Here is a 25,574-nt window from a genome sequence, read left to right as displayed (position 1 = left end):
ACTGCTCACTTCGCTCACGAGTTCGTTCGGGCTGCGGTACCGAGCGTACCGGCCGCCTTTTAGGCTGCTGTTCATGAGCGATCACGCGGTGTTGCACGTGAAGGGGCGGGTGCTCGTAGGGCCCGAGGACGTACGGGGCGAACTGTGGGTGGTCGGAGGGCGGGTGACGTACGACCGCCCGGTCGGCGCGGCGGCCGCCGAGATCCGCACCGTCGAGGGGTGGGCCCTGCCCGGCCTCGTCGACGCGCACTGCCACGTCGGCCTGGACACCCACGGTCCGGTGGACGCCGCCACGGCCGAGAAGCAGGCCCTGACCGACCGGGAGATCGGCACCCTGCTGATCCGCGACGCGGGCTCCCCCTCCGACACCCGCTGGATCGACGACCGCGAGGACCTGCCGAAGATCATCCGGGCCGGTCGGCACATCGCCCGCACCCGGCGCTACATCCGCAACTACGCCCACGAGATCGAGCCCGACGACCTGGTCGCCTACGTCGCCCAGGAGGCGCGGCGCGGCGACGGCTGGGTGAAGCTCGTCGGCGACTGGATCGACAGGGACGCGGGCGACCTGACGGCCTGCTGGCCCCGCGGCGCGGTGGAGGCGGCGATCGCCGAGGCCCACCGGCTCGGCGCCCGCGTCACCGCGCACTGCTTCGCCGAGGACTCCCTGCGCGACCTGGTGGAAGCGGGCATCGACTGCATCGAGCACGCCACCGGGCTCACGGAGGACACGATCCCCCTGTTCGCCGAGCGGGGCGTCGCCATCGTCCCGACACTGGTCAACATCGCCACCTTCCCCGACCTCGCGGCGGGCGGCGAGGTCAAGTTCCCGCGCTGGTCCGCCCACATGCGCAGGCTCTACGACCGCCGCTACGACACGGTGCGCGCCGCGTACGACGCCGGGGTGCCGGTCTACGCGGGCACCGACGCGGGCGGCTCCCTCGCCCACGGCCTGGTCGCCGCCGAGGTCGCCGAACTGACCCTCGCGGGCATCCCCGCGGTCGACGCACTCTCCGCGACGACGTGGGGCGCGCGGGAGTGGCTGGGGCGTCCCGGGCTCGTCGAGGGTGCGCCGGCGGACCTCGTGGTGTACGAGGCGGATCCGCGGGCGGACGTACGGGTGCTCGCGGCGCCTCGGCGGGTCGTGCTGAACGGGCGGGTGGTGGGTTGACCGGCCGTTACGCCAGGTCTCACGGGTCGTTGATCTACCCCCTTCTGCGACTTCACCCCCCGATACGAGGGTTGCTTCAGAGGCTCAAGGGAACGCCCGTGCCTCCCGATTCGAAAGCAAGGTCGGAAACCTCCCTTTGGAGTGAACTCACGCCAGGTTGCTGACCGTTCACTCTCAGTGCGTAAAGATTCCCGCGTCGCCCTTCGTCGAAGGAGGGCGACGCCCTCGGCGCGCACGTGATGTCCCCATGTGGCGTGCGCCGTCGGCGGCTCCATTTCTCCTGTGGGGGTTCCACCACTTTGAACAGCAACACGTTCCGCATGCCCGCGCGCCGCATCTCCGCCGTCGCGATCACCACCGCCCTGGCCGCCGGTCCCGCGGCCCTCGTCGGTGCCGGGTCCGCGCAGGCGACCGGGGGCGGCGGCGACGGCACGCGCGGCGGACGCGCGGACGCCGTCGTGCTGCGGACCGGACTCGACGTCTCCCTGCTCAACAAGACCGTGAACGTCCCGCTCAAGGTCTCCCTGAACGAGGTGCAGGCGCCCGCCGACGCCGAGAAGACCGCGCTGACCGCCCGGTTGGACGGGGTCGACGGAGGCCAGCCGTTCAGCGTCCTGCGCGCGGACGTGGCGACGGCGCGGGCCACGGTGAAGGGCGGCAGGGCGGAGGGGTACAGCAACGTCGCGCGGGCCAAGGTGCATGTGCCCGGCCTGCCGCTGCTCTCCCTCATCGAGGTCGACCAGGTCACGTCGAAGGCGGTCTGCGAGGCGGGCAAGCGGCCCGTCGCCGAGGCGAACCTGCTGGGCGGGGTGACGGTACTCGGCAAGAAGGTCACGCTGACCGCGTCCGGGACGACCGAGGTGAAGGTCCCCGGCGTCGGCGAGGTCCGGCTCGACCTGTCACGGACGCGGACGACGTCGCGCACGGCGGCGGCGACGGCGCTGCGGCTCAAGGTGTCGGTGAATCCGCTGAAGCTGAACGTGGCGGAGGTGGAGGGAACGGTGACGCTGGCGGGCGCCGGCTGCGAGTCGCCCGCGGGGAAGCCGCGCGAGGAGACGGGGACGGAACCCCAGGGCAAGCCGGAGCAGCCGGTGCAATCGAAGCCGGAGCCGAAGACGGAGGCGAACCTGGCGGAAACGGGGGGCAGTTCGGTGACGCCATACGTAGCGGGTGGAGCGGTGGCGCTGCTGGCGGCGGGCGGCGGGGTGGTGACGCTCTCGCGCCGCAGGCGAGGCTGATTCGGGCGGGGCGCCTTGGGGGGGCGTCTGCGTGTGTGGGGGGCTTCGCTGTCCTCGCGGCTGCGGGCCGGTGGGGGTTGCCGCGCCAGCGGCTGTCGTGGGGGCGGGGCGGCGGGGGTGTGTGCGTACTGGCCGTCCTCGCGTCTGTGCCCCGGTGGGGGTTGCGCCGCCAGCCGCCGTCGTGGGGGCGGGGCCGCGGGGGTATGTGCGTACTCGCCGTCCCAGATGACCGCCAACGGACTTGCTTCCCTGCCCCCGTCACTTATGTGCTCCGTGCGCACATACCCCCACGTCCCCTCGCGCGCGCTCGCGACCGTCCCCCCGGCGGGGGTTCCCGTCCTCACCCCCACCGGGCCGCGGTCGCTGTTCGACCGGAGGGGACGTGGCGGTATGTCCGCCCGGAGCACTTGCGGCCACGTGCCGAGGTGCCCTGAGTGTGGCGGCCATCTGGGACGGCGAGGACGGACATACCGCCGCGGCCCCGCCCCACAACCGAGCCCCAACGCGCGATCCGGTGCGGATCAACGGGTGGGTGGGTGGGAAAGGCATCCGCCGCGAAGCGGCGGCGTAGTCGCTCCTACAGGCCCCCCCGACGCAGAGAGTCCCCGAACACCGCGAGAAACCCCGCAGAAGTGCTCCGATCACGAACCGCGAGCCGAATCCAGTCAGGCCCCAGGCCAGGAAACGTATCGCCACGCCGCACCGCATACCCCCCGCCCCGCAAGCGCTCACGCACCACACCCGCCCCCGGCACCCGTACGAGAACGAAGGGCCCCTCCGCAGGCTCCACCACCCGTACCCCGAAAGGCGCCAACTCCGCCAGTCCGGCCAGGAGATGGGACCGGTCCGAGGCCACCCGGTGCGCCGCGTGCCCCGCCTCCGCGAGCGCCCGGGGCGACACGCACGCCCGCGCCGCGGCGAGCGCGGGCGTCGACACGGGCCACAGCGGCTGCGCCTGCTCGAGCGCCGCGATCGTCTCCGGCGCCGCGAGCACGTAGCCGATCCGCAGCCCCGCGAGCCCCCACGTCTTGGTGAGGCTGCGCAGCACCACGAGCCCCGGCACGTCGGTGCGGCCCGCGAGGGCCTCGCGTTCGCCGGGCACCGCGTCCATGAACGCCTCGTCCACCACGAGGTGCCGCCCGGGCCGCGCGAGCCCGGCGACGGCCGCCGCCGGGTGCAGCACGGACGTCGGGTTGGTCGGATTGCCGACGACCACGAGGTCGGCTTCCTCCGGCACCGCCGACACGTCGAGCCGGAACCCGTCCGCCTCCCGCAGCAGCACGCGCCCCACCTCGTGCCCCGCGTCCCGCAGCGCCGCCTCCGGCTCGGTGAACTGCGGGTGCACGACGTAAGGGTGACGGACCTTCAGCGCGCGAGCGATGAGCACGAACGCCTCCGCCGCGCCGGAGGTGAGCAGCACCCGGTCCGGAGTCACCCCGTGCCGGTCGGCCACCGCCCGCCGCGCCTCCCGCCCGTCGGGATACGCGGCGAGCCCGTCGAGCGAGGCGTGGATGTGCTCCTTCAGCCACGCCGGGGGAGTGCCCGCCCGCACGTTGACCGCCAGATCGGTGAGGCCCGCGCCGTCGTCGCGTACCTCCGCGTCCCCGTGGTGCCGCAGATCGGGACCGGGCGAGGGGGGCGTGTGCATGGGCTCGAGCTCCCTGGGTTCGGTGCCGGAGGACACGGCAGGCGGTTCGTCCGGGCGGCTCGCGATCGCGCAGGTCGCCATCGCGGGGCGCCCGTGCGGCGTCGACTTCCTTTTGGGTACGAGGAGTTCACCACCGGCCCGCAGCGCCGCGGCCTCCGCGACCGAGGGCGTTCCGACGGCCGCGCGGGACCGGTCGGTCGGGTTGGGCACCGGAACCCGGGCCAGTTCCGCCGCCGGGTACGCCACGAGTGGCACCCCGAGCCGCGCCGCCGCCGCGACGATCCCCGGCTCCTCGGCCTTCGCGTCGACCGTCGCCAGTTCGACGACGGCCTCCAGGGAGAGCCCCGCGTCGCGCACGGCGTCCCTGACGAGCCCGAGCACCTCCGCCGCGTCGGCGTCCTCACAGGCGCCCACGCCGACGACCAGGGCGGCGGGCGCGGGCACCGTACCGGCGGCGAGGTCGGCGTCGGCCATGAGCGGTCCTTTCGTACGAGGGAGAGGGAGGGGCACGGCGGCTGCGGATGTGCGCCGCGGTGGGTCAATCGGTTAGCAAGGTGCCATGGCGGTGTTCGTGGCGCTCGGCGCCTTCCTCATGACGCTGGTGGGCGGCTGGACGGCCCAGCGGGTCACCGACCGGCGCCATCTCGTCCTGGGCCTCGCGGGCGGCCTGATGCTCGGCGTGGTCGGGCTCGATCTGCTGCCCGAGGCGCTGGAGGCCGCGGGCGGGCCCGTGTTCGGCGTCCCCGCGGCCCTGCTCCTGTTCGTGGCGGGCTTCCTCGTCGCCCATCTGGTGGAACACCTGCTCGCGGGCCGCCACGCCGCCCACGGCGCCGACGAGCACGCGAACGGCCGGGTCCCCGAGGTGGGGCTCACGGCGGCCGCCGCGATGGTCGGGCACAGCGTCATGGACGGCGTCGCGATCGGCGCGGCCTTCCAGGTCGGCGGCGGCATGGGCGTGGCCGTGGCGCTGGCCGTCATCGCCCATGACTTCGCGGACGGCTTCAACACGTACACGATCACCAGCCTGTACGGGAACGCCCGCCGCAAGGCCCTCGCGATGCTGTTCGCGGACGCGGCGGCCCCGGTGGTGGGTGCCGCGTCGACGCTCCTCTTCACCATTCCGGAGCAACTGCTCGGCGGCTATCTCGGCTTCTTCGGCGGGGCGCTCCTGTACCTGGCCGCCGCCGAGATCCTGCCCGAGGCGCACCACGACCACCCGGCCCGCTCGACCCTGCTGTGCACGGTGGCGGGCGCCGCCTTCATCTGGCTGGTGGTGGGCCTCGCGGGCTGAGCCACGAGGGCCGGTGCGTACGGCTGCGGTCACGTCGCGCATCTCTCGACGAACCGGCGGGCGATGCCCGGCTCCGCCGCCCAGTGCGTGTGCAGATAGCTGGCGTGCACGTTCTGCCGCACGAAGCCCTCGACGCGCCGTTCGGGCTGGTGCAGGCCCCAGGCGGGGGACTCCCCGGCCCCCGGCTCCACGACCGTGCGGTGGAACTCGTGCCCCCGCATCCGGGTCCCCGCCACCGCGAGCACGCTGTCCGACACGGCGACCGCGTCCCGGTACCCGAGCGTCAGCCGCTCCGACATCCGCGCGTCGGCGTCGAGCACCCCGCACATCGGCTTCCCGTCGAGCTCCCGGGAGAGGTACAGCAGCCCCGCGCACTCGGCGGCCACCGGCGCCCCGGAGAGCGCGAGCGAGGCCACCGCCTTCCTGAGCGGCTCGTTCGCCGACAGCTCGGGCGCGTACACCTCGGGGAAGCCGCCCCCGATCACCAACCCGGCGGTCCCGTCGGGCAGTTGCTCGTCGTGGAGCGGGTCGAAGGGGACGACCTCCGCCCCGGCGGCGGTGAGCAGCTCGGCGTGCTCGGCGTACGAGAAGGTGAAAGCGGCCCCACCGGCGACGGCGACCACCGGCTTCGCGCCGGCCGCTTGACGCGTACTCCGTCCGGCGCCGGAAGGATTTTCAGCCCGTCCGGCGTTCGAGGACGAACTCGGCGAAGCCGGTGACGACACCAGCCCCGGCGACCACGCCCCACCCCGGAGGGCAGGCGCCGACCGGGCCAGCGCAAGAAGAGCGTCCAGATCGCACCCGCCCCGCACCTGCGAGGCCAACGCGGCCACCGAATCGACCGCGTCGGCCCGCCGCTCGGCGACCGGCACGAGCCCCAAGTGCCGAGAGGGAGCACTGACTTGCCCCACCCGGCGCAACGCGCCCAGTACCGGCACCCCGGACTCCTCGAGCGCCTCCCGCAGCAGCGCCTCGTGCCGGTCCGAGCCGACCTTGTTGAGGATGACGCCCGCGACCCGCACCTCGGGGTCCCACGAGGCGAAGCCGTGCACGAGCGCCGCAACGGACCGCGACTGCGACGACGCGTCGACGACCAGCACGACCGGCGCCCGCAGCAGCTTGGCCACGTGCGCTGTGGAGGCGAGTTCGCCCTGCCCTGCCGCCCCGTCGTACATCCCCATCACGCCCTCGACCACGGCGATGTCGCACCCGGCTGCCCCGTGCGCGAACAGCGGCGCGACCAGGTTGGGCCCGCACAGGTACGCGTCGAGGTTGCGTCCCGGGCGTCCGGTGGCGAGCGAGTGGTAGCCGGGGTCGATGTAGTCGGGCCCGACCTTGTGCGGGGAGACGGCGAGCCCGGCGGCCGCGAACGCGGCCATCAGGCCCGTCGCGACGGTCGTCTTGCCGCTGCCCGACGACGGCGCCGCGATGACGAGGCGAGCTACCACTCGATGCCCCTCTGGCCCTTCTGCCCGGCGTCCATCGGGTGCTTGACCTTGGACATGTCGGTCACCAGGTCGGCGAAGTCGATCAGCTGCTGAGGGGCGTTGCGGCCGGTGATGACGACGTGCTGGGTGCCGGGACGGTTCCTGAGCACCTCCACGACCTCCTCCGGGTCGATCCAGCCCCAGTGCATCGGGTAGGCGAACTCGTCGAGGACGTACAGCTTGTACGTCTCCTGCGCGAGGTCGCGCTTGACCTGCTCCCAGCCCTCGCGCGCCTTGTCCTCGTTGGTCAACTCGCCCTCGGCGGGGGCGCGTTGGATCCACGACCAGCCCTCGCCCATCTTGTGCCAGTCGACCGTGCCGCCCTCGCCGGACGCCCCGAGGACCTTCAGCGCGTTCTCCTCGCCGACCTTCCACTTCGCCGACTTCACGAACTGGAAGACACCGATCGGCCACCCCTGATTCCAGGCCCGCAGCGCGAGCCCGAACGCGGCGGTCGACTTGCCCTTGCCGATGCCCGTGTGGACGAAGACGAGCGGGCGGTTGCGGCGCTGGCGCGTCGTGAGCCCGTCGTCCGGTACGACGCTCGGCTGTCCCTGCGGCATTAAGCGGCCCTCCTCGAAGGCGAGTTCATTCCCTGTACGTCCTTGACGAGACCGGCGATCGAGTCCGCCCGCAGCTCGTCGAGGGTGACGGCGGTGCCGCCGAGCTCGCCCGCCAACTGGGCCGCGAGACCCAGGCGTACGTAGCCCGACTCGCAGTCGACGACCACCGAGGCGACCCCGTCGGCCGCGAACAGCCGTGCGGCGCGGCCCGCTCGGGCCACCGGCTCGACGCCTCCGGTCGCCCTGCCGTCCGTCACCACGACCACCAGGGGACGCCGCGCGGCGTCCCGCAGCCGCTCCACGCGCAGCACGTCGTGCGCCTTGAGCAGGCCCGCGGCCAGCGGCGTGCGGCCACCGGTCGGCAGCGATTCGAGGCGGGCCGCCGCCGCGTCCACCGACGACGTCGGCGGCAGCGCCACCTCGGCGTCGGCGCCCCGGAAGGTCACGAGCCCCACCTTGTCGCGCCGCTGGTAGGCGTCCAGGAGCAGCGAGAGCACGGCGCCCTTGACGGCGCTCATCCGCTGCCGCGCCGCCATCGACCCGGAGGCGTCCACCACGAACAGCACGAGATTGCCCTCGCGCCCCTCGCGCGTCGCCTGCCGCAGATCGTCACGGCGTACGACGAGTCCGGTGCCGACGCGTCCGCGCGCCCTCTGGTGCGGGGCGGCGGCCTGCACGGTCGCCGCCAAGTGCAGCTTGGTCAGGGCGCCTTGGGGGCGCCGCGAACCCGTCGTACGGCCGTGCTCGGTACGCGCGCGTGAGCGCCGCCCCGCCGCGCCCTCGCCGATGCCGGGCACGCTCAGCATCTTCGTGCGGAACGGCTCGGCGGCGCGCACCGCCTGCTGCTCGCCCGCGCCACCGGGCGCCGGGGCGGGGGCCTGCGGGGCGGGTGCCTCGTCCTGACCCTTGCCCTCGCCCTCGCCCGTGCCCTCGCTCCCGCCCTGGTTCTGGGACGGCAGTTCGGGGGAGCCGGGTCCCTCGCCCGCCGGGGGCTGCCCGCCGCCTCCGCCGGGCCCGTCCGGATCGGGGTCGTCGTCACCGTCGGGGGAGCCGCCCCCCTCGGGCTCGGGCGCCTCGTCCTCGCGGGCCTCCTCCAGCGTCTCGTCCAGCTTGTCCTCGTCCAGGCCCGGCGCGTCGAAGGGGTTGCGGCGCCTGCGGTGTGGCAGCGCGAGCAGCGCGGCCTGGCGCACGTCCTCGCTCTGCACGTCGGTGCGGCCCCCCCACGCCGCCAGTGCCGTCGCGGTGCGCGCCATCACGATGTCCGCGCGCATCCCGTCCACCTCGAACGCCGCGCAGGTCGCCGCGATCTGCCGCAACGCCCCGTCGCCGAGGGTCACTTGGGGTAGCAGCGCCCGCGCGGCCACGACCCGCTCGCGCAGCGCGCTCTCGTCGTCGTACCAGCGCCCGGCGAAGCCCTCGGGGTCGTCGTCGTAGGCGAGCCTGCGCCGCACGACCTCGACGCGCTGGTCGGTCTCGCGGGAGGCGGCCACCTCGACGGTGAGGCCGAACCGGTCGAGCAACTGCGGCCGCAGCTCGCCCTCTTCGGGGTTCATGGTGCCGACGAGCAGGAAGCGCGCGGCATGCCGGACGGACACGCCTTCGCGCTCCACGTACGAGGCGCCCATCGCGGCGGCGTCCAGGAGCAGGTCGACCAGGTGGTCGTGGAGGAGATTGACCTCGTCGACGTAGAGGATGCCGCGGTGCGCGTCGGCGAGCAGCCCGGGTTCGAACGCCTTGACGCCCTCGGCGAGCGCCCGCTCGATGTCGAGCGCGCCGACGAGCCGGTCCTCGGAGGCGCCCACGGGCAGTTCGACCATCCGCGCGGGCCGCGCGGTGGCACCGCCCGCCTCGTGCGGCCCGTCCGGGCAGTTCGGGTCGGCGGCCGAGGGGTCGCACGAGAAGCGGCACCCGGCGACGACCGGCACCTCCGGCAGGAGCGCCGAGAGCGCGCGCACGGCGGTGGACTTGGCGGTGCCCTTCTCACCCCGCACGAGCACGCCGCCGACGGCGGGCGATACGGCGTTCAGCAAGAGCGCGAGCCGCAGGTCGTCCTGCCCGACGAGGGCGGTGAACGGATACGGGGTACTCACAGGGCCTCCTTGGTACGTTCTGGTGCTGCTGACGGCGCCGGCGTCGGTGCGGGCGCCCCCGGCGGAATGAACGGCAGACCCGTCGGCGTCCCCTTCTCGATCAGGGCCAACAGCGCGTCCGTGTCCGCGTGTTCTTCGATCAGGTCACCGAGCAGGTCGAGCTGTTCCTCGCGCAGCGCGCCGAAGCTGGTGTCGGGCGCGGGCACGAAGCGCCGTCCGGCCGCGCGCGCCACCTCGGTCAGGAACCGGCGCCGGAACGCGTCGCTCTCCAGCGACCCGTGCCAGTGCGTGCCCCACACCTCGCCGACCCGGCAGCCGTCCAGGAAGGGTTCCCCGCCCACGACGTCGGCCACGCCATGGTGGATCTCGTATCCCTCGACGCGCTCCCCGAGTGCCTCACCCACCGGCCGCGCGAGCGTCTTCTCGCGGGCGAACCGCACCCGTACGGGCAGCAGTCCGAGCCCGTCCACGGAGCCCGCCCGCGACTCGACCTCGTCCTCGATGTGCTCGCCGAGCACCTGGAAGCCGCCGCAGATCCCGAGCACGGGGCGCCCCTCCGCGGCCCGGCGCGCCAGGGCGGCGGCGAGCCCCCGCTCGCGCAGCCACTCCAGGGCGCGCACGGTGCCGCGCGTGCCCGGCACGACCACGAGGTCGGCGTCGACGAGCTCCTCGGCGCGGTCCACGAACCGCACGACGACGCCCGGTTCGGCGGCGAGCGCGTCCACGTCCGTGAAGTTGGACATCAGGGGCACGGCGCAGACGGCGACCCGCAGCACGTCGTCGCCGACCGGCGGCGCGACCACGGACTCCCGGACGGCGCCGCGCAGGGACACCCGCAGGCCGTCCTCCTCGTCGATGCCGAGCCCGTGCTGGAAGGGCAGCACGCCGTACGTACGCCGCCCGGTGAGCCCGTGCAGCATGTCGAGCCCGGGTTCGAGCAGCGAGACGTCCCCGCGGAACTTGTTCACCAGGTACCCCGCGACCAGCTCCTGGTCCTCGGCGCTCAGCAGCGCCGTCGTCCCGAAGAAGGACGCGAAGACCCCGCCCCTGTCGATGTCGCCGACCACCAGGACGGGGAAGCGGGCGGCCCGCGCGATCCCCATGTTCACGATGTCCGTGCGCCGCAGATTGATCTCGGCGGGACTGCCCGCGCCCTCACAGATCACGGCGTCATACGTGCCCCTGAGCTCCTCCAGGCATCCCACGACGGTCTCCAGAAGCGCCGCCTGCCGTCCCCCGTGGTAGCCGCGCGCACTCATCTCGCCCACCGGCTTGCCCATGAGGACGACCTGGCTGGAGCGGTCGCTGCCCGGCTTGAGCAGCACCGGGTTCATCAGCGCGCTCGGCTCCACCCGCGCGGCCTGGGCCTGCATGGCCTGCGCACGCCCGATCTCGGCGCCTTCGTGCGTGACGAAGGAGTTGAGGGACATGTTCTGCGCCTTGAAGGGCGCGACGGACACGCCCTTGCGCGTCAGCCACCGGCAGATCCCCGCGGTGACGACGCTCTTGCCCGCGTCCGACGTGGTCCCCGCGACCAGCAGCCCGCCGCTCATGCGTCTCTCCGTTTCCGCCGGGCGGCCGCCACCGCGACCCCCAGCGCCAGCCAGCTCACCCGTCGGGAGAGCTTCACGGCCCGCTCGATGTCAGGGACGCGTACGGCGCGCCCGTCCGCGTTCAGGACGGGACGGTGCTCGACCCGCCCCGCGTACGAGAGGGTCCCACCGAGCCGTACGCCCAACGCCCCCGCGAAGGACGCCTCGACGGGCCCGGCGTTGGGGCTGGGATGCTTCCCGGCGTCCGCGCGCCAGGCCCGCGCCGCGCCGCGCCGCGAGTCGCCCGCGAGGGTCGCGAGGACGGCGGTCAGCCGGGCCCCCGGCCATCCCATGACGTCGTCGAGCCGGGCGGAAGCCCATCCGTAGCGCCGGTACCTGGGCGACTTGTGCCCCACCATGGCGTCCAGCGTGTTGACGGCGCGGAAGGCGACGAGCCCGGGCACGCCGCCGAGCGCCCCCCACACCAGCGCACCCACCACGGCGTCGGAGGTGTTCTCCGCGACGGACTCCACGACGGCCCGCGCGATCCCGTCGGCGTCCAGGGCCTGCGGATCCCGTCCGCACAGGTGGGGCAGCCGCTCCCGCGCGACCTCGATGTCACCGGCCGCCAGGGCGCCGCCGACGGCCCGCGCCTCACGGCCGAGCGTCGTCCCGCCGACCACGGCCCAGGTCGCGGCGGCGGTCAGCGCGACGGATCCGGCGCGTCCGGCGGGGGAGCGGCGTACGAGAGCGGTGGCGAGGGCGGCGGCGCCCGCGGCGCCACCGGCGCACACCACGGCGTGCAGGGCGCCCCACCCGCGGTGGTCGCGCCACAGCACCCGCTCGACGGCACCCGCCGCACGGCCGAACGCGGCGACCGGGTGTCCCCGGCGCGGATCGCCGAGCAGCAGGTCACCGACGAGCCCGGCGGCGGCGCCGTACGCGAAGTCGCGATCGGCACTCACGGGGGGTCAGCCGGTCGCCGTGCCGAGGAGCTGACTCGTACTCGGAAGGGGAACCGGCAAGGGGCGGCCGCGCATGGCGATATGTCCTCACTCAGGGTGTCCGCGCCCTGGTTCGACGTGATGCGGCGGCGCGAGTTCCTGGCTTCCGGGGAGGTCGCTCCCCGATGACAGTGGCGGGACCGCGCCGGATTCGCACCGGCTTCCTCACCTGCCGCCGTAGTTGGCCCCGGCAGTCCACCACGCCCCGCGAACGCCCGTCAACTCGCCGTTGACCTGCGGCGGGAGAGTGTGCGGAGCCCCACACACGACGGTGGGGTGCGGGACGCGCACGCGCGTCCCGCACCCCACCGGTGAAGCTTGTCGTCAGGCGACGATCAGATAGATCCCGTACGCCACCGCTGCCGCGCAGAGCGCGAAGCAGGCGTACGCGCCGGTGCGGGCCATCGCCGCGGAGCCGCCGCCGGAAGAAGCTGCCGCCTCCTGCTTGGAGAGGCCGACGATGCCGAGCGTGAACAGGCCCACCAGGGCCACCGTCACCGCGAGGCTGACTCCGAAGACGGAGCCGAGAGCTGCCCAGTCGATGCTCATGCTGATCCGTCCTTACACCGTCGCGGGCCTGGCGGGGTCCGCCATGGCGCCGGTCGTGGTCGTGGTCGGGGCCGAGATGGTGGCCTTGACCGGGTCTTCGGAAGAGGCGTCCGCGGCGGCCGTCGTGCCCACCGGGGGCGGGGAGACGGCGGCGATCGCGGTGGTGACGACGCCCGCGGGCTCGGCGTCCTTGGCCGCGCCGCCGATCTCGTCGTCGGTGACGTTGGTGTGGTCGATGGCGTCGCGCCGCGAGAGGGCCCAGATCACGGCCGAGCCGCCGATCAGGATCGCGGCGGTGACCGCGATGCCCCAGGGGCCCTGCTTGGTGAGGAACTCGGCACCCGCGCCGACCAGACCGGCGGCCGGCAGGGTCAGACCCCACGCGACGAACATCCGGGTCGCGGTCGACCAGCGGACCACGCCGCCCTTGCGGCCGAGGCCCGCGCCCATCACGGCGCCGGAGCAGGACTGGGTGGTGGAGAGTGAGAAGCCCAGGTGCGAGGAGGCGAGGATGACCGTCGCGGCGCTGGTCTGGGCGGCGAAGCCCTGCTGCGGCTGGAGGTCGGTCAGGCCCTTGCCCATGGTGCGGATGATGCGCCAGCCGCCCAGGTAGGTGCCGAGGGCGATGGCCACACCGGCCGAGACGATGACCCACATCGGGGGGTTCGCGCCGGGGTTGAGGACACCGCCGGTGACCAGGGCGAGCGTGATGATGCCCATGGTCTTCTGCGCGTCGTTGGTGCCGTGCGCCAGCGAGACGAGGCCCGCGGAGGCGATCTGGCCCACGCGGTAGCCCTTGGCGGTGGCCTTGGTGTCGGTGTTGCGGCCGATCCGGTACGTCAGGCGCGTGGCCAGCATCGCGGCGATGCCCGCCACGAGCGGCGCGGCCAGGGCCGGGATCAGGATCTTGGTGACGACGGTGCCGCCGTTGATCGACGACCAGCCCATCGACATGACCGCGGCGCCGATGAGGCCGCCGAAGAGCGCGTGGGAGGAGCTGGAGGGCAGGCCCACCAGCCAGGTGAGGAGGTTCCAGAGAATCGCGCCGACGAGCGCGGCGAAGATGACCTCTGTCTTGAGGCCGTCCTCGTTGACGATGCCGCCGGAGATCGTCTTGGCGACTTCGACGGAGAGGAAGGCGCCGACGAGGTTGAGCACGGCGGACATGGCCACCGCCGTCTTGGGCTTGAGAGCGCCGGTCGAGATGGTCGTCGCCATCGCGTTGGCAGTGTCGTGGAAACCGTTCGTGAAATCGAACACGAGAGCGGTAACGATCACGATCCCGAGGAGAAGCGTGATGTGTTCCATTTACCCAGGCTTCTGTTGGACGTCAGTGGCATGTGGAACGTAGGCAACCTGGGTGAACGGAAAGTGAACTGGGCCGGGCGGTGCGGTGACCCGAAGCGGAGTGCCACCACTCCGTCTCTGCCAGGTGTCTGACGAAGATCGTACGGAGTGGTGGCGCGAGGCCCGGAATCTGGGCGGAGTGTCGGCTTCCGGGGCCCTTCGGCTAGCCCCTGGCGAACCGCTTCAGCGCGGCCGTCGAGCCGTTGAAGAGATTCTGATCACCCGGCAGTCCGCCGTGGTTGTCGTACTGCCAGAACGTCCAGTACGCCCAGCCCCTGGGCAGTGACCCCGCCGACGACGACCAGTGCGCGAGCCACAGGGCGTGGTCCGGGGCGAAGGCCCCGCTGCCGCCCGTGCAGTCGTTCCACCACTTGGCGGTCGTGTAGATCACCGGACGGCGTCCGGTTCCCCGCTTCACCGCGTCGCTGAAGTCCCGGATCCACTTCACCATCCTGGCCTTGCTCAGGCCGTAGCAGTTCCGCTTGCCGTACGGGTTGTGCTCGATGTCGAGCGCGGGCGGCAGCGTCCCGCCGTCCGCGCGCCAGCGCCCGCCGTGGCTCAGGAAGTACCGGGCCTGGGCCGCGCCCGATGACGTGCTCGGCACCGCGAAGTGGTAGGCGCCGCGGAGCAGTCCCGCCGCGCGCGAGCCGTCGTACTGCTGGTCGAAGTAGGGGTTGAGGTAGGAGTCGGACTCGGTCGCCTTCACGTAGACGAACCGCGCGCCCTTCTCCCTCGCCCGCTGCCAGTCCACGTTCTTCTGGTGCGAGGACACGTCGTGGCCCCGAGGCCCGCCCGCCGCCGAAACCGGAACCTCGGCGAGGGCGCTGCCGGCGACGGCGAGCGCCGCCACCGCTGCCGCCGCGAGCCGGGTACGACGACGGGACGATCTGTGCTCACGAGCCATGTTTCCCCTGCCTTGCGGACGCCCGGATTCCTGCGGACGCCTGGATTCCGCCCTATGGTGAGCGCTGCCCCGCTGGCAGGATCACCGCATGACTGAGCAACGACAGGACGCGGGGCGGGACACGGCGGGCGAAGCGGGCGGCGCGGGCCGGGACGCCGTCGAACAGGCGTGGGCCGAGCTGGTGGAGACCGCCCGCAGAACGGTGCGCGAGGGCCTGGTCGTCGGCACGTCGGGCAACGTCTCCGTCCGCGTCGGCGGCACGGTCCTGGTCACCCCGAGCGGCGTGCCCTACGACCGGCTGACGCCCGGGGACGCGCTCGGCGTCGACCTCGAAGGGCGGCAGCTGTTCGGCGACCTCTCGCCCACCAGCGAGCTGCCCATGCACCTCGCGATCTACCGCGAGACCGACGCGGGGGCCGTCGTCCACACCCACGCCGTGCACGCCACGGCCGTCTCGATGCTCGTCCCCGAACTCCCCGCCGTCCACTACATGACGGGCATCCTCGGCGGGCCCGTCCGGGTCGCTCCGTACGCCCTGTACGGAACGGAGGAGCTGGCCGAGAACATGCTGCACGCCCTGCGCGACCGCACCGGATGCCTCCTCCAGAACCACGGAACGGTCACGTACGGAGACTCGCTGTCCCAGGCGTACGACCGCACGGCCCAGCTGGAATGGATGTCCCGCCTCTGGCTCACGGCGAGCTCGCTGCCCGGCCACACCCCCACACTCTTGTCCCCGGACCAGCTCCGTGAAGCGGAGGAGAGGCTTCGGGGGTACGGACAGCGGCGTTCCTGACCCGCGCCCGACCGCGCGGCCGCGCGGCGGGATCACCCGGCGGGCACCGCCCACTGGCCCCGCACGCTCCCGCCCCGGACACTGGAGCCGTGCGCCCAGCCAAAGCGACGGCAGCAGCCGTCACCGTAGCCACCGGAGTCACCGCCGCTCTCGGCGCGGCCGCAGTCGCGGCGGGCCGGTACGCGAGCGACGCCGCCCTCAAGGCCCCGGCGGGCCGCCCCCTGCCGACGGAGCCCCGACTCACCGTGCACGCCACGGCCGCGGGCCAGATCACCCTGACCCGCGCCCTGGCGAGCCTGCGCCCCGGCACCTACGGACTCGGCGGCGACGGCACGCACGCCGTCGTCGGGCCCGTCCTGGAGTCGGCGCCGCACGCGGCGGACACCGTCGTACGCCGCCTCGAAGCCGTCACCCACGGCACCCTGGAGCCCGGCGCGAAGGTCTGGCTCACCCCGCAGGTCCACATCGGCGACCCGCACGCCGCGCTCGGCATCGACCACGCGGACGTCGACATCCCCGGCGAACTCGGCGGCCTGCCCGCCTGGTTCGTGCCGGGGGCCCGCGACACCTGGGTCATCGCCGTGCACGGCCTCGGCACGACCCGCGAGCACTCCATGGTCCTCATGGACTTCCTGCACCGCCAGCGGTTCCCCGTGCTCGCCCTCGCCTACCGGGGCGACCTCGGCGCGCCCCGCTCGCCGGACGGCCTCGGCCACCTCGGCGAGACGGAGTGGCGCGACCTGGACGCCGCCATCCGCTACGCCGTGCGCTACGGGGCCGAGCGCGTCGTGCTGCTCGGCTGGTCCACCGGCGCGACCATGGCCCTGCACGCCGCGGCCCACTCGGCGCTGCGCGACCGCGTCAGCGGCCTCGTCCTCGACTCGCCGGTCCTCAACTGGGAGACCACGCTGCGCGCCCTCGCCGCCGCCCGCCGCACCCCGGGACCGCTCCTTCCGCTTGCGGTCCGTGCGGCCCAGGGCCGGACCGGTCTGCGCGGCGACCGCATCCTGGAGGCGGCCGATCCCGAGGTGCTCAAGGTCCCCACCCTCCTGGTGCACGGCCCCGACGACGTCGTCGCACCCTGGGGACTCTCCCGCCGCCTCGCCCAACAGCGCCCCGAGCTGGTCACGTTGCACACCGTCCACGACGCGCCGCACGGCGCCATGTGGAACGCCGACCCCGCGGGGTACGAAGAGGCCCTGCGCCGCTTCCTCACCCCTCTCATGTGACGTGATGTGACCGCGGATCCGATCGTTCGAACCTCCTGAACCGACCGTTCGAGACCGTCTCCAGAACGCCTCCTTCGCCATTCCGTTTGGGTTTTCTGACCGTCAACAGGAAGACTGCTCCTGTGACGTCCCGTACCCCGCGCGACTCCAGGCTCCGACTCGTCCGCGCTCCCCACCCGAGGGCCGAGACGCGAGGAGAGGCCCAGCGCGACTCAGCGCGCCCCCTTTCCGCCGCCCCGGGCGCGGTGAGCGACCGCCGTGCGCGCCGTCCCGCGCCCCGGCCGCCCGAGGGCACACCGGCCCCCGCCGAGCTGGCGAGGGCGGCCCGCGCCGGTCTCGCCGACGCTGTACGGGTCGCGCGCTGGGCCGACGCGGCCCTGCGCCCAGGACCCCGCCGCTCCGGAACCACCCCCGACGGCAACGGCACCCTCTCCGACGCCACCGCCGAACGGGCCGCCGCCGAACTGGGACTGACCACCGATCAGGTCCGCGCCGACTGGGACACCGCGCGGCTCGCGGGCCTCATCGAGGTGCACGGCGACAGCGCGCGGCCCGGCTGGCGGCTGCGCGTCTGGAACCGCGACGACACCGCGGTGCTGCGCGGCTGGGTCGCGCTCTTCGACGCCTGGTCCCTCGCCCACCCCGCGCCCCTCGACCTCGCCCCGGCGGCGGTCGCCGAGGCCGTCGAGGCGATGCCGCAGGTGCTCTCCTTCCTCCAGCTCTCGGCGGGCCCCGTCCCCGTGCCGCAGCTCCTGGACCTCCTGGACCAGCGCGTCACGGAACTGCGCACCGAGCGCTGCGAGATTCCCTACGGGCCGCCCCTCTCTCCCGACCCCGCCGAAGAGGCGCCGCTGCCCGCCCTGCTCGACTGGGCCCTGCGCGGCCTCGCCGTCGTGGGCGCGCTGACCTACGCCGAGGGGCAGGCCACGCTCACCCCGCTCGGCAGCTGGGCGGTCTGGGTCAAGCTGGAGCAAATCTGCGTCGCCGCGCAGAGCCCCGCCGGGCACATCGAGCAGTCCGCCGAGGACATGCTGCGCGGCTGCGTACGACTGCGGCCCAACGCGGCGCGCGTCGAATACCGCGCCTGGCTCGCGGCCCGCCCCGTCGGCAGCGCCGTCACCGACCTGCTCACCGCAGCCCGCGGCGAGGACGCCCTGCTGCGCGGCCTGGCCTTCGAGGCGCTGCGGGTGGTCGGTGCCCCGGCCGAGGCGGAGGTCAGGACCGTCCTCGACGAGACGTCGCTGCGTCCGTACGCCCTGCTCTGGCTCGCCGAGCAGGAGGGCGCCGACCCCGAGGACGTCCACCTCGTGCTGAGCCGCGAGGAGTCGACCTGGCTGTGGATCGACACCGCGGCGGCCGTCGCGGACCACGGCGAGGCGCAGGTCCTCGTCCGGCACCTGGAGTCGGCGGTCCAGCCCACCGTGCCCGCGCTGCTCGAAGAGGTGCGCAAGGCGGGGCACCCCCGCACCGTCCAGGTCCTGGTCGCCCTCGCCGCGGCCCACCCCGATCCGGCGCTCGCCAAGGCCGTGCGCCGTGCGGCCTTCCAGGTGCACACCGGCGGGGAGTGACCGGACCGGTTCAGGCCCGGGTCTCGGGCGCGTACGTCCCGAAGCTCCACACGTTGCCCTCGGCGTCCCGCGCCATGTAGTCCCGGGAGCCGTAGTCCTGGTCGGTCGGGGGCATCAGGATCTCCACGCCGTGCTCCTTGGCCCGCTGGTGGTGGGCGTCGACGTCGTCCACCACCAGGTACACGCCGCACGGCCCCGCGTCCTTCATCACCTGGTCGAAGAGGCCGCCCCGGCCCTTGGAGCCGAGCATCACCGCGCCGTTGCCATACGTCAGTTCGGCGTGCATGACGCTGCCGCCCTCGCCCTCGTACACACTCGCCTCGGTGAAGCCGAACGCCTCCGTCAGCTGCTGGATCGCGGCCTTCGCGTCCGCGTACAGCAGGGTGGGGAAGATGGTCGGCCGTGCGCTGTCGTCGCCTGCCATGCCGATCGCTCCGATCCGTGAAAAGTGATCTGCTCCGCCAAAAGTGATCTGCTTCACATCTCTTCACAGTCTGGCATCCGGCACCGACAACGCCCGCCGGAGCCGCCCGAGGCCCCGGCCCGCCCCGCGCACGGTTCAGCGGAACGTGTTGCACTGCCCCATGTCGCCGGTGCGGTAGCCCTGGTAGAACCACTGCTGCCGCTGCTCGGCCGAGCCGTGCGTCCAGGACTCGGGGGTGACGCGCCCCTGGAACTTCTCCTGGATCCGGTCGTCGCCGACGGCGGCCGCCGCGTCGAGGCCGTCCCGGATGTCGTTGTCGTCGAGGCTGCTGATCAGCGGCTTCCCGGTGCGGTCGTCGGGGCTGCGGGTCGCGTGCCGCGCCCAGACCCCCGCGTAGCAGTCCGCCTGGAGCTCGACCTTCACGGCGTTGCTGTCGCGGCCCGTGCGCCCGTCCTGGGAGCGTTGCAGGGTTCCCATGAGGTTCTGCACGTGGTGCCCGTACTCGTGGGCCACCACGTACGCCTGCGCGAAGGGCCCGCCGTTGGAGCCGAATTTCGTCCGCAGTTCGTTGAAGAAGCCCAGGTCCAGATAGACCTTCCGGTCGCCGGGGCAGTAGAAGGGGCCGACAGCCGACGTCGCGGTCCCGCAGGCGGTGCCCACGCGGTTGGTGAACAGGACGGTCTGCGCGGGGGAGTAGGTCGCCCGTCGGCGCTGGAACTCCGGGCGCCAGAAGTCCTGGACGCTGTTGACCACCGCCACGATGCGGCAGTCCTCCTTGGCGTTGGCGTCCCGGCCCGTGCGGCAGCTCTGCTGCACCTGCGCGAGCGACGAGGAGGAGGCCGAGGGCTCCTGGTCGCCGGAGGAGAGGCCCAGCTGCTCGGGGCCCACTCCGAAGAAGAGCCCCAGGAGCAGCGCGATCAGACCGGCGATGCCGCCGCCGACCGTCGCCCTGCCGCCGGGGATCCGACTGCCGCGCACATCCTGCACCTCGGAGGTGTCCAGGTCGGCGTCGTCGTCGAACTGCATGGGCGCACCCCTCTGCCTCGCGTCCGGGACGGCACACGTCGCCCCGCGCGCCGAGCTATCGGCCACTTCATCCTGATATGCCAGCCCTCGCGGGGCGCCGGACGGAGGTCCGAACGGGGGACGCGGGCCGCGCCCCGCGCCGTGTCGCGACGGCTCCGGGCGCCCGTAAGGGGCCCCGCGGCTACGCTCTGCGCCTGATCCGTGGGCAGTGGTTCCGAAGGGGGCGTCATGTCCGTTCTGCCGGTCGAGGCGACCGACACGACCGCACCACCGCCCGAGGCCGCCCCACCGTCGGCGGACCTTCCCCTGAGGGGCTTTCCGGCCCCGACAACCGCCCCGACAACCGCCCCGGCCTCCCGGCGAGGCACCCGCATCGCGCTCCCCGTCGCCCTGGCCCTGCTCGCCGTGCCGCTCATCACCGCCGCCCACCACTCGCGGCTCGCCCCCTACGGAGACCACCTCACCGTCCACACGCGCGTGGCGGACGCCGAGCGCGCCGGGGAGCCCGAGCTGCGCAGGGCGGGCCGGGCCGTCGAGGCGTACGACCCGGTGAGCGGCAAGGCCCGGTGGACGTACGCGCGCGAAGGGCGGCGCCCCCTGAAGACGCTCGGTGCCCCCGGACACGCCTTCACGCTCTGGAGCGACGGCCTGGTCACCGACACCGCGCGGGCCGACGGCGGCTCCGTGCGCTGGCACCGCGCCGCGCCCGGCAGCGCCGCCTGGCTGCGCGGCGAGGCGGCCCGGGGCGGTGCGGGGGTCCTCCAGCCGCTCACCCCCGGCGCCCGCATGCTGGCCGTCGTCACCCCGCACCGCGTCGCCGCCTACCGCGCCGTGGACGGCGACCTGCGCTGGGTGCTGCCCGCACGACCCGGCTGCGCCTTCGTACCGTCCCGCGCCGTGCGCACCCGGGGCGCCCTCCTGCTCGCCCAGCCCTGTGCGAGCCCGGGTGCCTCCTGGACGTCCCAGGTCATCGCGGTGGACGACTACGGCAGAATCGTTCCCGGCCGTACACCGCTGGGCAACGGGGACCTCGGGCCGGAAAAGTAGTTGCGGGGGCCCGTTAGACTGGCTGCCATGGCAGCTCCTCTTCTCAGTTGGACGGCATAGACACCGGTCCCGAGTACCTCAGTCGTCCCACTCGCCGTCCACTCTGCTCAGGAGTACCCCCGTGATCACCGCTTCCGGCATCGAGCTGCGCGCCGGCGCCCGCATCCTCATCGAGAACGCCACCTTCCGTATCGCGAAGGGCGACCGCATCGGCCTCGTCGGCCGCAACGGCGCGGGCAAGACCACCCTCACCAAGTGCCTGGCCGGTGAGGGAATCCCAGCCGGCGGCACGATCTCCCGCTCCGGAGAGGTCGGTTACCTCCCGCAGGACCCCCGCACCGGCGACCTCGACGTGCTCGCCCGCGACCGCATCCTCTCCGCGCGCGGACTCGACGTCCTGATGCGCAAGATGCGCGAGAACGAGCAGCGCATCGCGAACGGCTCGGGCGCCACCCGCGAGAAGGCCCTCAAGCAGTACGAGCGCCAGGAGACGGAGTTCCTCACCAAGGGCGGGTACGCCGCCGAGGCCGAGGCCGCCACCATCGCCGCCGCGCTCAACCTCCCCGACCGCGTGCTCGGCCAGCCCCTGCACACGCTCTCCGGTGGTCAGCGCCGCCGCATCGAGCTGGCCCGCATCCTCTTCTCGGACGCCGACACGCTCCTCCTGGACGAGCCGACCAACCACCTCGACGCCGACTCGATCGTCTGGCTGCGGGACTACCTGAAGACGTACCGCGGCGGCTTCATCGTGATCTCCCACGACGTCGACCTCGTCGAGACGGTCGTCAACAAGGTCTTCTACCTGGACGCCAACCGCGCCCAGATCGACGTCTACAACATGGGCTGGAAGCTCTACCAGCAGCAGCGCGAGTCCGACGAGAAGCGCCGCAAGCGCGAGCGCCAGAACGCCGAGAAGAAGGCCGCGACGCTCCACTCGCAGGCCGACAAGATGCGCGCCAAGGCCACCAAGACGGTTGCCGCGCAGAACATGGCGCGCCGCGCCGACAAGCTCCTCGCGGGCCTGGAGGCGGTGCGCCAGAGCGACAAGGTCGCCAAGCTGCGCTTCCCCGAGCCCTCGCCGTGCGGCAAGACGCCGCTCATGGCCGAGGGCCTGTCGAAGTCGTACGGCTCGCTGGAGATCTTCACCGACGTCGACCTGGCCATCGACAAGGGCTCGCGCGTCGTCATCCTCGGCCTCAACGGCGCGGGCAAGACCACCCTGCTCCGGCTCCTCGGCGGTGCCGAGAAGCCCGACACCGGGGAGGTCATCGAGGGCCACGGCCTCAAGCTCGGCTACTACGCCCAGGAGCACGAGACGCTCGACCCCGAGCGCACGGTCCTGGAGAACATGCGCTCGGCCGCCCCCGACCTCGACCTCGTCGAGGTGCGCAAGACGCTCGGCTCGTTCCTCTTCTCCGGAGACGACGTCGACAAGCCCGCGGGTGTCCTCTCCGGCGGTGAGAAGACCCGGCTCGCGCTCGCGACCCTGGTCGTCTCCTCGGCGAACGTGCTCCTGCTCGACGAGCCCACCAACAACCTCGACCCGGCGAGCCGCGAGGAGATCCTCGGCGCGCTGCGCACCTACAAGGGCGCGGTCGTCCTCGTCACGCACGACGAGGGTGCGGTGGAGGCGCTCCAGCCGGAGCGGATCATCCTGCTCCCGGACGGCGTCGAGGACCTGTGGGGCCAGGACTACGCGGATCTGGTCGCCCTCGCCTGAGCCGCGTTCCGGTGCCCCGGGCCTGGTCCCCGGGGCGTCCACCGCGCTTGATCGAACCATTGATCCACTGGGTATGGATCATTCGGCCGATCCGTGATCCCCCATCTGTGTGAGCTGTCCTCGTACCGAGGTGTGTCATACACGGATTGTGGCGCCGTCCTGGCAAGGGCGCGGCTCTCCCGACCGGCACGGCGCTGACCTGGCGCTTCGTCCCGCTACTGGTTCGGCCGTACCGGATCCCACGCGCGGAATCGTTAATTCCACTCGTGGTGTCCGCTTCGGGAGCGGCAAACCTCGTCGTACGGACCTTGCCGAATGGGTGGCCAGGAAGCCCGGGAGGGGTGATCATGAGAAGTCCAGAGCGCACTTCCCATGAGGAGGCACGGGTGGCCGAGACTCTGAAGAAGGGCAGCCGGGTAACCGGCGCCGCGCGCGACAAGCTCGCGGCAGACCTGAAGAAGAAGTACGACGGCGGTGCGAGCATCCGGGCGTTGGCCGAAGAGACCGGCCGCTCGTACGGTTTTGTGCACCGGATGCTCAGCGAGTCCGGCGTCACGCTGCGAGGACGCGGCGGGGCGACGCGAGGCAAGAAGGCCGCCGCAGGCTGACAGCAGGCGGCACGCTGTTCCGTGGTCCGATGGTGACCACCCGGTCGATCGTTCCGCCAGGTCCTTCGGGACCTGGGGGTGACCCCTGATCGGCCGGGTGGTTACTGTGCAGTCACTTACGGGCGCTTCCCTGCGTCCGGCCCGACCGCACCCATCGGAGGCACCCATGGCTTCGTCCGACAGCGAGCTCGCACCGGTTCTCGACAAGGACGGCGTAAGCCTCACCATCGACGAGGCCGTCGCCACGGTGACGCTGACCAATCCGGCCAAGCGCAACGCCCAATCTCCCGCGCTGTGGAGGGCGTTGACGGAGGCAGGTCGGCTGTTGCCCGGCAGCGTCCGCGTCGTGGTGCTGCGCGGTGAGGGCAAGTCCTTCTCCGCGGGCCTCGACCGGCAGGCGTTCACGCCGGAGGGCTTCGACGGCGAGCCGTCCTTCATCGACATGGCACGCGGCGAGGACGGTTTCCTCGACGCGACCATCGCCGAGTACCAAGAGGCGTTCACCTGGTGGCGGCGGGCCGACATCGTGTCCATCGCCACCGTCCAGGGGCATGCCATCGGCGCCGGCTTCCAGCTCGCGCTCGCCTGTGATCTGCGGATCGCGGCGGACGACGTGCAGTTCGCCATGCGCGAGACCAGCCTGGGCCTGGTCCCCGACCTCACCGGCACCCATCCGCTGGTGGGGCTCGTCGGCTATGCCCGCGCCCTGGAGATCTGCGCCACCGGGCGCTTCGTGCACGCGGACGAGGCCGAGCGCGTGGGCCTCGCCAACCTCGTCGTGCCCGCCGACCAACTCGACGCCGCCGCCAAGGACTTGGCCGCGGCGCTCGTCGCCGCGCCCCGGGACGCCCTCATCGAGACCAAGGCGCTGCTCCAGGGCGTCGCCGACCGTACGTACGAGGAGCAGCGCGTCGCCGAGCGCGCCGCGCAGGGCCGCCGGCTGCGCGACCTCGCGGGCCTCGGCGACTGAGGTCGTCCGACGGCGGTGACGCGTACCGAGGTCACTCCACGGCGGTGACGAGCACCGCCACCGAAGGGCGGTCGGACAGGGCGTCGCCGACCGCCGCGCGGACCGCGAGTGCCACGTCCAGGGCTCGGTGCTCCCGGTCCGTCGCGAGCTCCACGCGCGCGTGGCGGCGCGGCAGGGCGTCCTGCGCCGCGTGCTCCTCCAGGTGCACGGCCGGGCCGAGCGCCTCGGTAAGTCGCGCCACACCAGGCACCGAGAGGGCCGCCCGCGCGGCCCGCGCCGCGTCGCCGTCTCCTTCGGGCGTCGCCGCCGCGGCCGCTTCTGCGGTCGGCCGCTCCGCCGCGTCCTGGGACCCCGCGTCCTCGTCGTCGAGCAGCGCCGTCACTCTGAGATCCACCTCGGCGACCACCAGACCGATCCGGTCGGCCGCCTCGGACAGCACCGTCCGCAGCCGCGCCGCCGCCTCGGGCAGCGGCCGCGCCGTCGTGGCCGCCACGTCCGCCGTGATCCGCAGCGGTCCGGGCGGCAGCGCGCTCGGCGGTGGCGGTACCGCGGCGACGTCCTTCCGTTCCGGATCGGCGACGCCGATGCGCAGGTCGCCCGAATGGACCCCTGCGACCTGTCCCGCCGCACGGCGCAACGCGGCCACCGCCGCCGTCTCCGTCACCCATGTGCCGTCCGCCGCTCCGCCCAGTGGCAGCACCCGGCCGAGGCCGAGCCTGCGGCGTACCGCCTGGGTCCACCCATCACCCGTCATGACCCCAGCCTGCCGCATCCCCGGCGCGCAGCCGCGCAACCGCACCTAATGTGGACCAAGGGAACAGATCCCCACTCGACATCCCCTTTCGGAACGGACGGGACGGCGATGACCGACACCGGACAGCGGAACACGTCTCAGACGCTGGAGAAGGATTCCCCCGACACGTCGGCGGGGAAGACCACGACCAAGCGCGGCGGCGGCGATCCAGCCGGCCGAGGGCGCACCACCATCGCGGACGGCGTCGTCGAGAAGATCGCCGGACTCGCCGCGCGCGACGTGGAGGGTGTGCACGCGATGGGCGGCGGCCTCGCCAGGACCTTCGGGGCCGTGCGCGACCGCGTCCCCGGCGGCACCAAGTCGGTGACGCGCGGCGTGAAGGCCGAGGTCGGCGAGGTACAGACGGCGCTCGATCTGGAGATCGTCGTCGAGTACGGCGTGTCGATCGCCGATGTCACACAGGACGTGCGGGAGAACGTGATCGCGGCCGTCGAGCGCATGACCGGGCTCGAGGTCGTCGAGGTCAACATCGCCGTGAGCGATGTGAAACTGCCCGACGAGGACGACGACGAGCCTCAGGGACGCCTCCAGTAGGAGCAGGACGTCTC

Annotated in this window: 23 protein-coding genes and 1 riboswitch; of the genes, 11 read left to right on the top strand and 12 right to left on the bottom strand. The window is 73.2% G+C overall.

The annotated features are described in order from the left end of the window. The first annotated feature begins 73 nt into the window (after positions 1–73). Both KY5_RS08950 and KY5_RS08945 read left to right on the top strand, forming a co-directional pair. Positions 74–1,171: an amidohydrolase family protein gene (locus KY5_RS08950; protein WP_098241723.1), complete on the top strand. Its 1,098-nt coding sequence runs from the start codon at positions 74–76 to the stop codon at positions 1,169–1,171. Positions 1,172–1,470: 299 nt separating this feature from the next. Continuing rightward, positions 1,471–2,409: an SCO1860 family LAETG-anchored protein gene (locus tag KY5_RS08945; RefSeq protein ID WP_234362662.1), complete on the top strand. Its 939-nt coding sequence runs from the start codon at positions 1,471–1,473 to the stop codon at positions 2,407–2,409. Between the two features lie 577 nt (positions 2,410–2,986). Here KY5_RS08945 and cobC read toward each other — a convergent pair. Then, positions 2,987–4,531, bottom strand: a complete 1,545-nt coding sequence (gene cobC, locus KY5_RS08940; protein WP_098241721.1) for an Rv2231c family pyridoxal phosphate-dependent protein CobC — start codon at positions 4,529–4,531, stop codon at positions 2,987–2,989. A gap of 85 nt (positions 4,532–4,616) precedes the next feature. Between cobC and KY5_RS08935 the strand changes: the two genes are divergently transcribed. Next, positions 4,617–5,348 (top strand): ZIP family metal transporter, encoded by a 732-nt coding sequence (locus tag KY5_RS08935; RefSeq protein WP_055549345.1) that lies wholly within the window; start codon positions 4,617–4,619, stop codon positions 5,346–5,348. 29 nt (positions 5,349–5,377) lie between these two features. Here KY5_RS08935 and KY5_RS08930 read toward each other — a convergent pair whose 3' ends face one another. The 8 genes from KY5_RS08930 to KY5_RS08895 form a co-directional block, all read right to left on the bottom strand. Next, a complete protein-coding gene (locus KY5_RS08930; RefSeq protein WP_098241720.1) occupies positions 5,378–6,796 on the bottom strand; it encodes a cobyrinate a,c-diamide synthase in 1,419 nt (472 codons plus the stop codon). Further along, positions 6,790–7,398, bottom strand: a complete 609-nt coding sequence (gene cobO, locus KY5_RS08925; protein WP_098241719.1) for a cob(I)yrinic acid a,c-diamide adenosyltransferase — start codon at positions 7,396–7,398, stop codon at positions 6,790–6,792. Before cobO ends, KY5_RS08930 begins: the two co-directional genes overlap by 7 nt. After that, entirely contained in the window at positions 7,398–9,488 is a 2,091-nt protein-coding gene (locus KY5_RS08920; protein ID WP_098241718.1) for a putative cobaltochelatase, read from the bottom strand. The genes cobO and KY5_RS08920 overlap by 1 nt, the downstream gene beginning before the upstream one ends. After that, positions 9,485–11,041: a cobyric acid synthase gene (locus KY5_RS08915; protein ID WP_098241717.1), complete on the bottom strand. Its 1,557-nt coding sequence runs from the start codon at positions 11,039–11,041 to the stop codon at positions 9,485–9,487. The genes KY5_RS08920 and KY5_RS08915 overlap by 4 nt, the downstream gene beginning before the upstream one ends. Next, on the bottom strand, positions 11,038–11,985 hold the full coding sequence (locus KY5_RS08910; protein WP_098241716.1) for a cobalamin biosynthesis protein: 948 nt from the start codon (positions 11,983–11,985) through the stop codon (positions 11,038–11,040). Before KY5_RS08910 ends, KY5_RS08915 begins: the two co-directional genes overlap by 4 nt. 132 nt (positions 11,986–12,117) lie before the next feature. Then, a riboswitch (cobalamin riboswitch) is annotated at positions 12,118–12,191 on the bottom strand. Between the two features lie 157 nt (positions 12,192–12,348). Next, positions 12,349–12,573, bottom strand: a complete 225-nt coding sequence (locus KY5_RS08905) for a hypothetical protein (RefSeq protein ID WP_098241715.1) — start codon at positions 12,571–12,573, stop codon at positions 12,349–12,351. A gap of 12 nt (positions 12,574–12,585) precedes the next feature. After that, the gene (locus KY5_RS08900) at positions 12,586–13,881 is read right to left on the bottom strand and encodes an inorganic phosphate transporter (RefSeq protein ID WP_098241714.1); all 1,296 of its coding nucleotides are present in this window, start codon (positions 13,879–13,881) and stop codon (positions 12,586–12,588) included. Positions 13,882–14,083: 202 nt separating this feature from the next. Further along, a complete protein-coding gene (locus tag KY5_RS08895; protein WP_098241713.1) occupies positions 14,084–14,824 on the bottom strand; it encodes a lysozyme in 741 nt (246 codons plus the stop codon). A gap of 88 nt (positions 14,825–14,912) precedes the next feature. Here KY5_RS08895 and KY5_RS08890 point away from each other — a divergent pair, with 88 nt between their 5' ends. From KY5_RS08890 to KY5_RS08880, 3 genes are all read left to right on the top strand, one after another. Next, entirely contained in the window at positions 14,913–15,620 is a 708-nt protein-coding gene (locus KY5_RS08890; protein ID WP_098241712.1) for a class II aldolase/adducin family protein, read from the top strand. Positions 15,621–15,709: 89 nt separating this feature from the next. Further along, positions 15,710–16,849, top strand: a complete 1,140-nt coding sequence (locus KY5_RS08885; RefSeq protein ID WP_098241711.1) for an alpha/beta hydrolase — start codon at positions 15,710–15,712, stop codon at positions 16,847–16,849. A 122-nt stretch (positions 16,850–16,971) separates the two neighbouring features. Beyond that, complete coding sequence (locus tag KY5_RS08880; RefSeq protein WP_199842987.1) at positions 16,972–18,417, top strand: hypothetical protein; 1,446 nt, start codon at positions 16,972–16,974, stop codon at positions 18,415–18,417. A 10-nt stretch (positions 18,418–18,427) separates the two neighbouring features. Here KY5_RS08880 and KY5_RS08875 read toward each other — a convergent pair whose 3' ends face one another. Together KY5_RS08875 and KY5_RS08870 are read right to left on the bottom strand one after the other, a co-directional pair. Further along, entirely contained in the window at positions 18,428–18,841 is a 414-nt protein-coding gene (locus KY5_RS08875; RefSeq protein ID WP_098241709.1) for a VOC family protein, read from the bottom strand. A 135-nt stretch (positions 18,842–18,976) separates the two neighbouring features. Next, positions 18,977–19,867, bottom strand: a complete 891-nt coding sequence (locus KY5_RS08870) for a neutral zinc metallopeptidase (protein WP_098241708.1) — start codon at positions 19,865–19,867, stop codon at positions 18,977–18,979. Between the two features lie 228 nt (positions 19,868–20,095). On the opposite strand from KY5_RS08870, the gene KY5_RS08865 reads away from it, so the two are divergent. From KY5_RS08865 to KY5_RS08850, 4 genes are all read left to right on the top strand, one after another. Next, positions 20,096–20,914, top strand: a complete 819-nt coding sequence (locus KY5_RS08865) for a hypothetical protein (RefSeq protein WP_234362661.1) — start codon at positions 20,096–20,098, stop codon at positions 20,912–20,914. A 121-nt stretch (positions 20,915–21,035) separates the two neighbouring features. Further along, positions 21,036–22,634: an ABC-F family ATP-binding cassette domain-containing protein gene (locus tag KY5_RS08860; RefSeq protein WP_098241707.1), complete on the top strand. Its 1,599-nt coding sequence runs from the start codon at positions 21,036–21,038 to the stop codon at positions 22,632–22,634. A gap of 386 nt (positions 22,635–23,020) precedes the next feature. After that, entirely contained in the window at positions 23,021–23,242 is a 222-nt protein-coding gene (locus KY5_RS08855) for a helix-turn-helix domain-containing protein (RefSeq protein WP_055550175.1), read from the top strand. 166 nt (positions 23,243–23,408) lie between these two features. Then, positions 23,409–24,212, top strand: coding sequence for an enoyl-CoA hydratase/isomerase family protein (locus KY5_RS08850; protein ID WP_098241706.1), 804 nt, complete (start codon positions 23,409–23,411; stop codon positions 24,210–24,212). A 31-nt stretch (positions 24,213–24,243) separates the two neighbouring features. Here KY5_RS08850 and KY5_RS08845 read toward each other — a convergent pair whose 3' ends face one another. After that, positions 24,244–24,966 (bottom strand): nucleopolyhedrovirus P10 family protein, encoded by a 723-nt coding sequence (locus KY5_RS08845; RefSeq protein ID WP_098241705.1) that lies wholly within the window; start codon positions 24,964–24,966, stop codon positions 24,244–24,246. 108 nt (positions 24,967–25,074) lie between these two features. Between KY5_RS08845 and KY5_RS08840 the strand changes: the two genes are divergently transcribed. Further along, positions 25,075–25,560 carry an Asp23/Gls24 family envelope stress response protein gene (locus KY5_RS08840; protein ID WP_098241704.1) on the top strand — a complete coding sequence of 162 codons (486 nt, stop codon included), beginning with the start codon at positions 25,075–25,077 and terminating at the stop codon, positions 25,558–25,560. The last annotated feature ends 14 nt before the right edge of the window (positions 25,561–25,574 follow it).

Origin of the sequence: Streptomyces formicae (assembly GCF_002556545.1) — a bacterium.
GTDB classification, from domain to species: Bacteria; Actinomycetota; Actinomycetes; order Streptomycetales; family Streptomycetaceae; genus Streptomyces; species Streptomyces formicae_A.
Note: the sequence above shows the minus strand (reverse complement) of the source record. Positions and strands in the feature narration are given on the sequence as shown.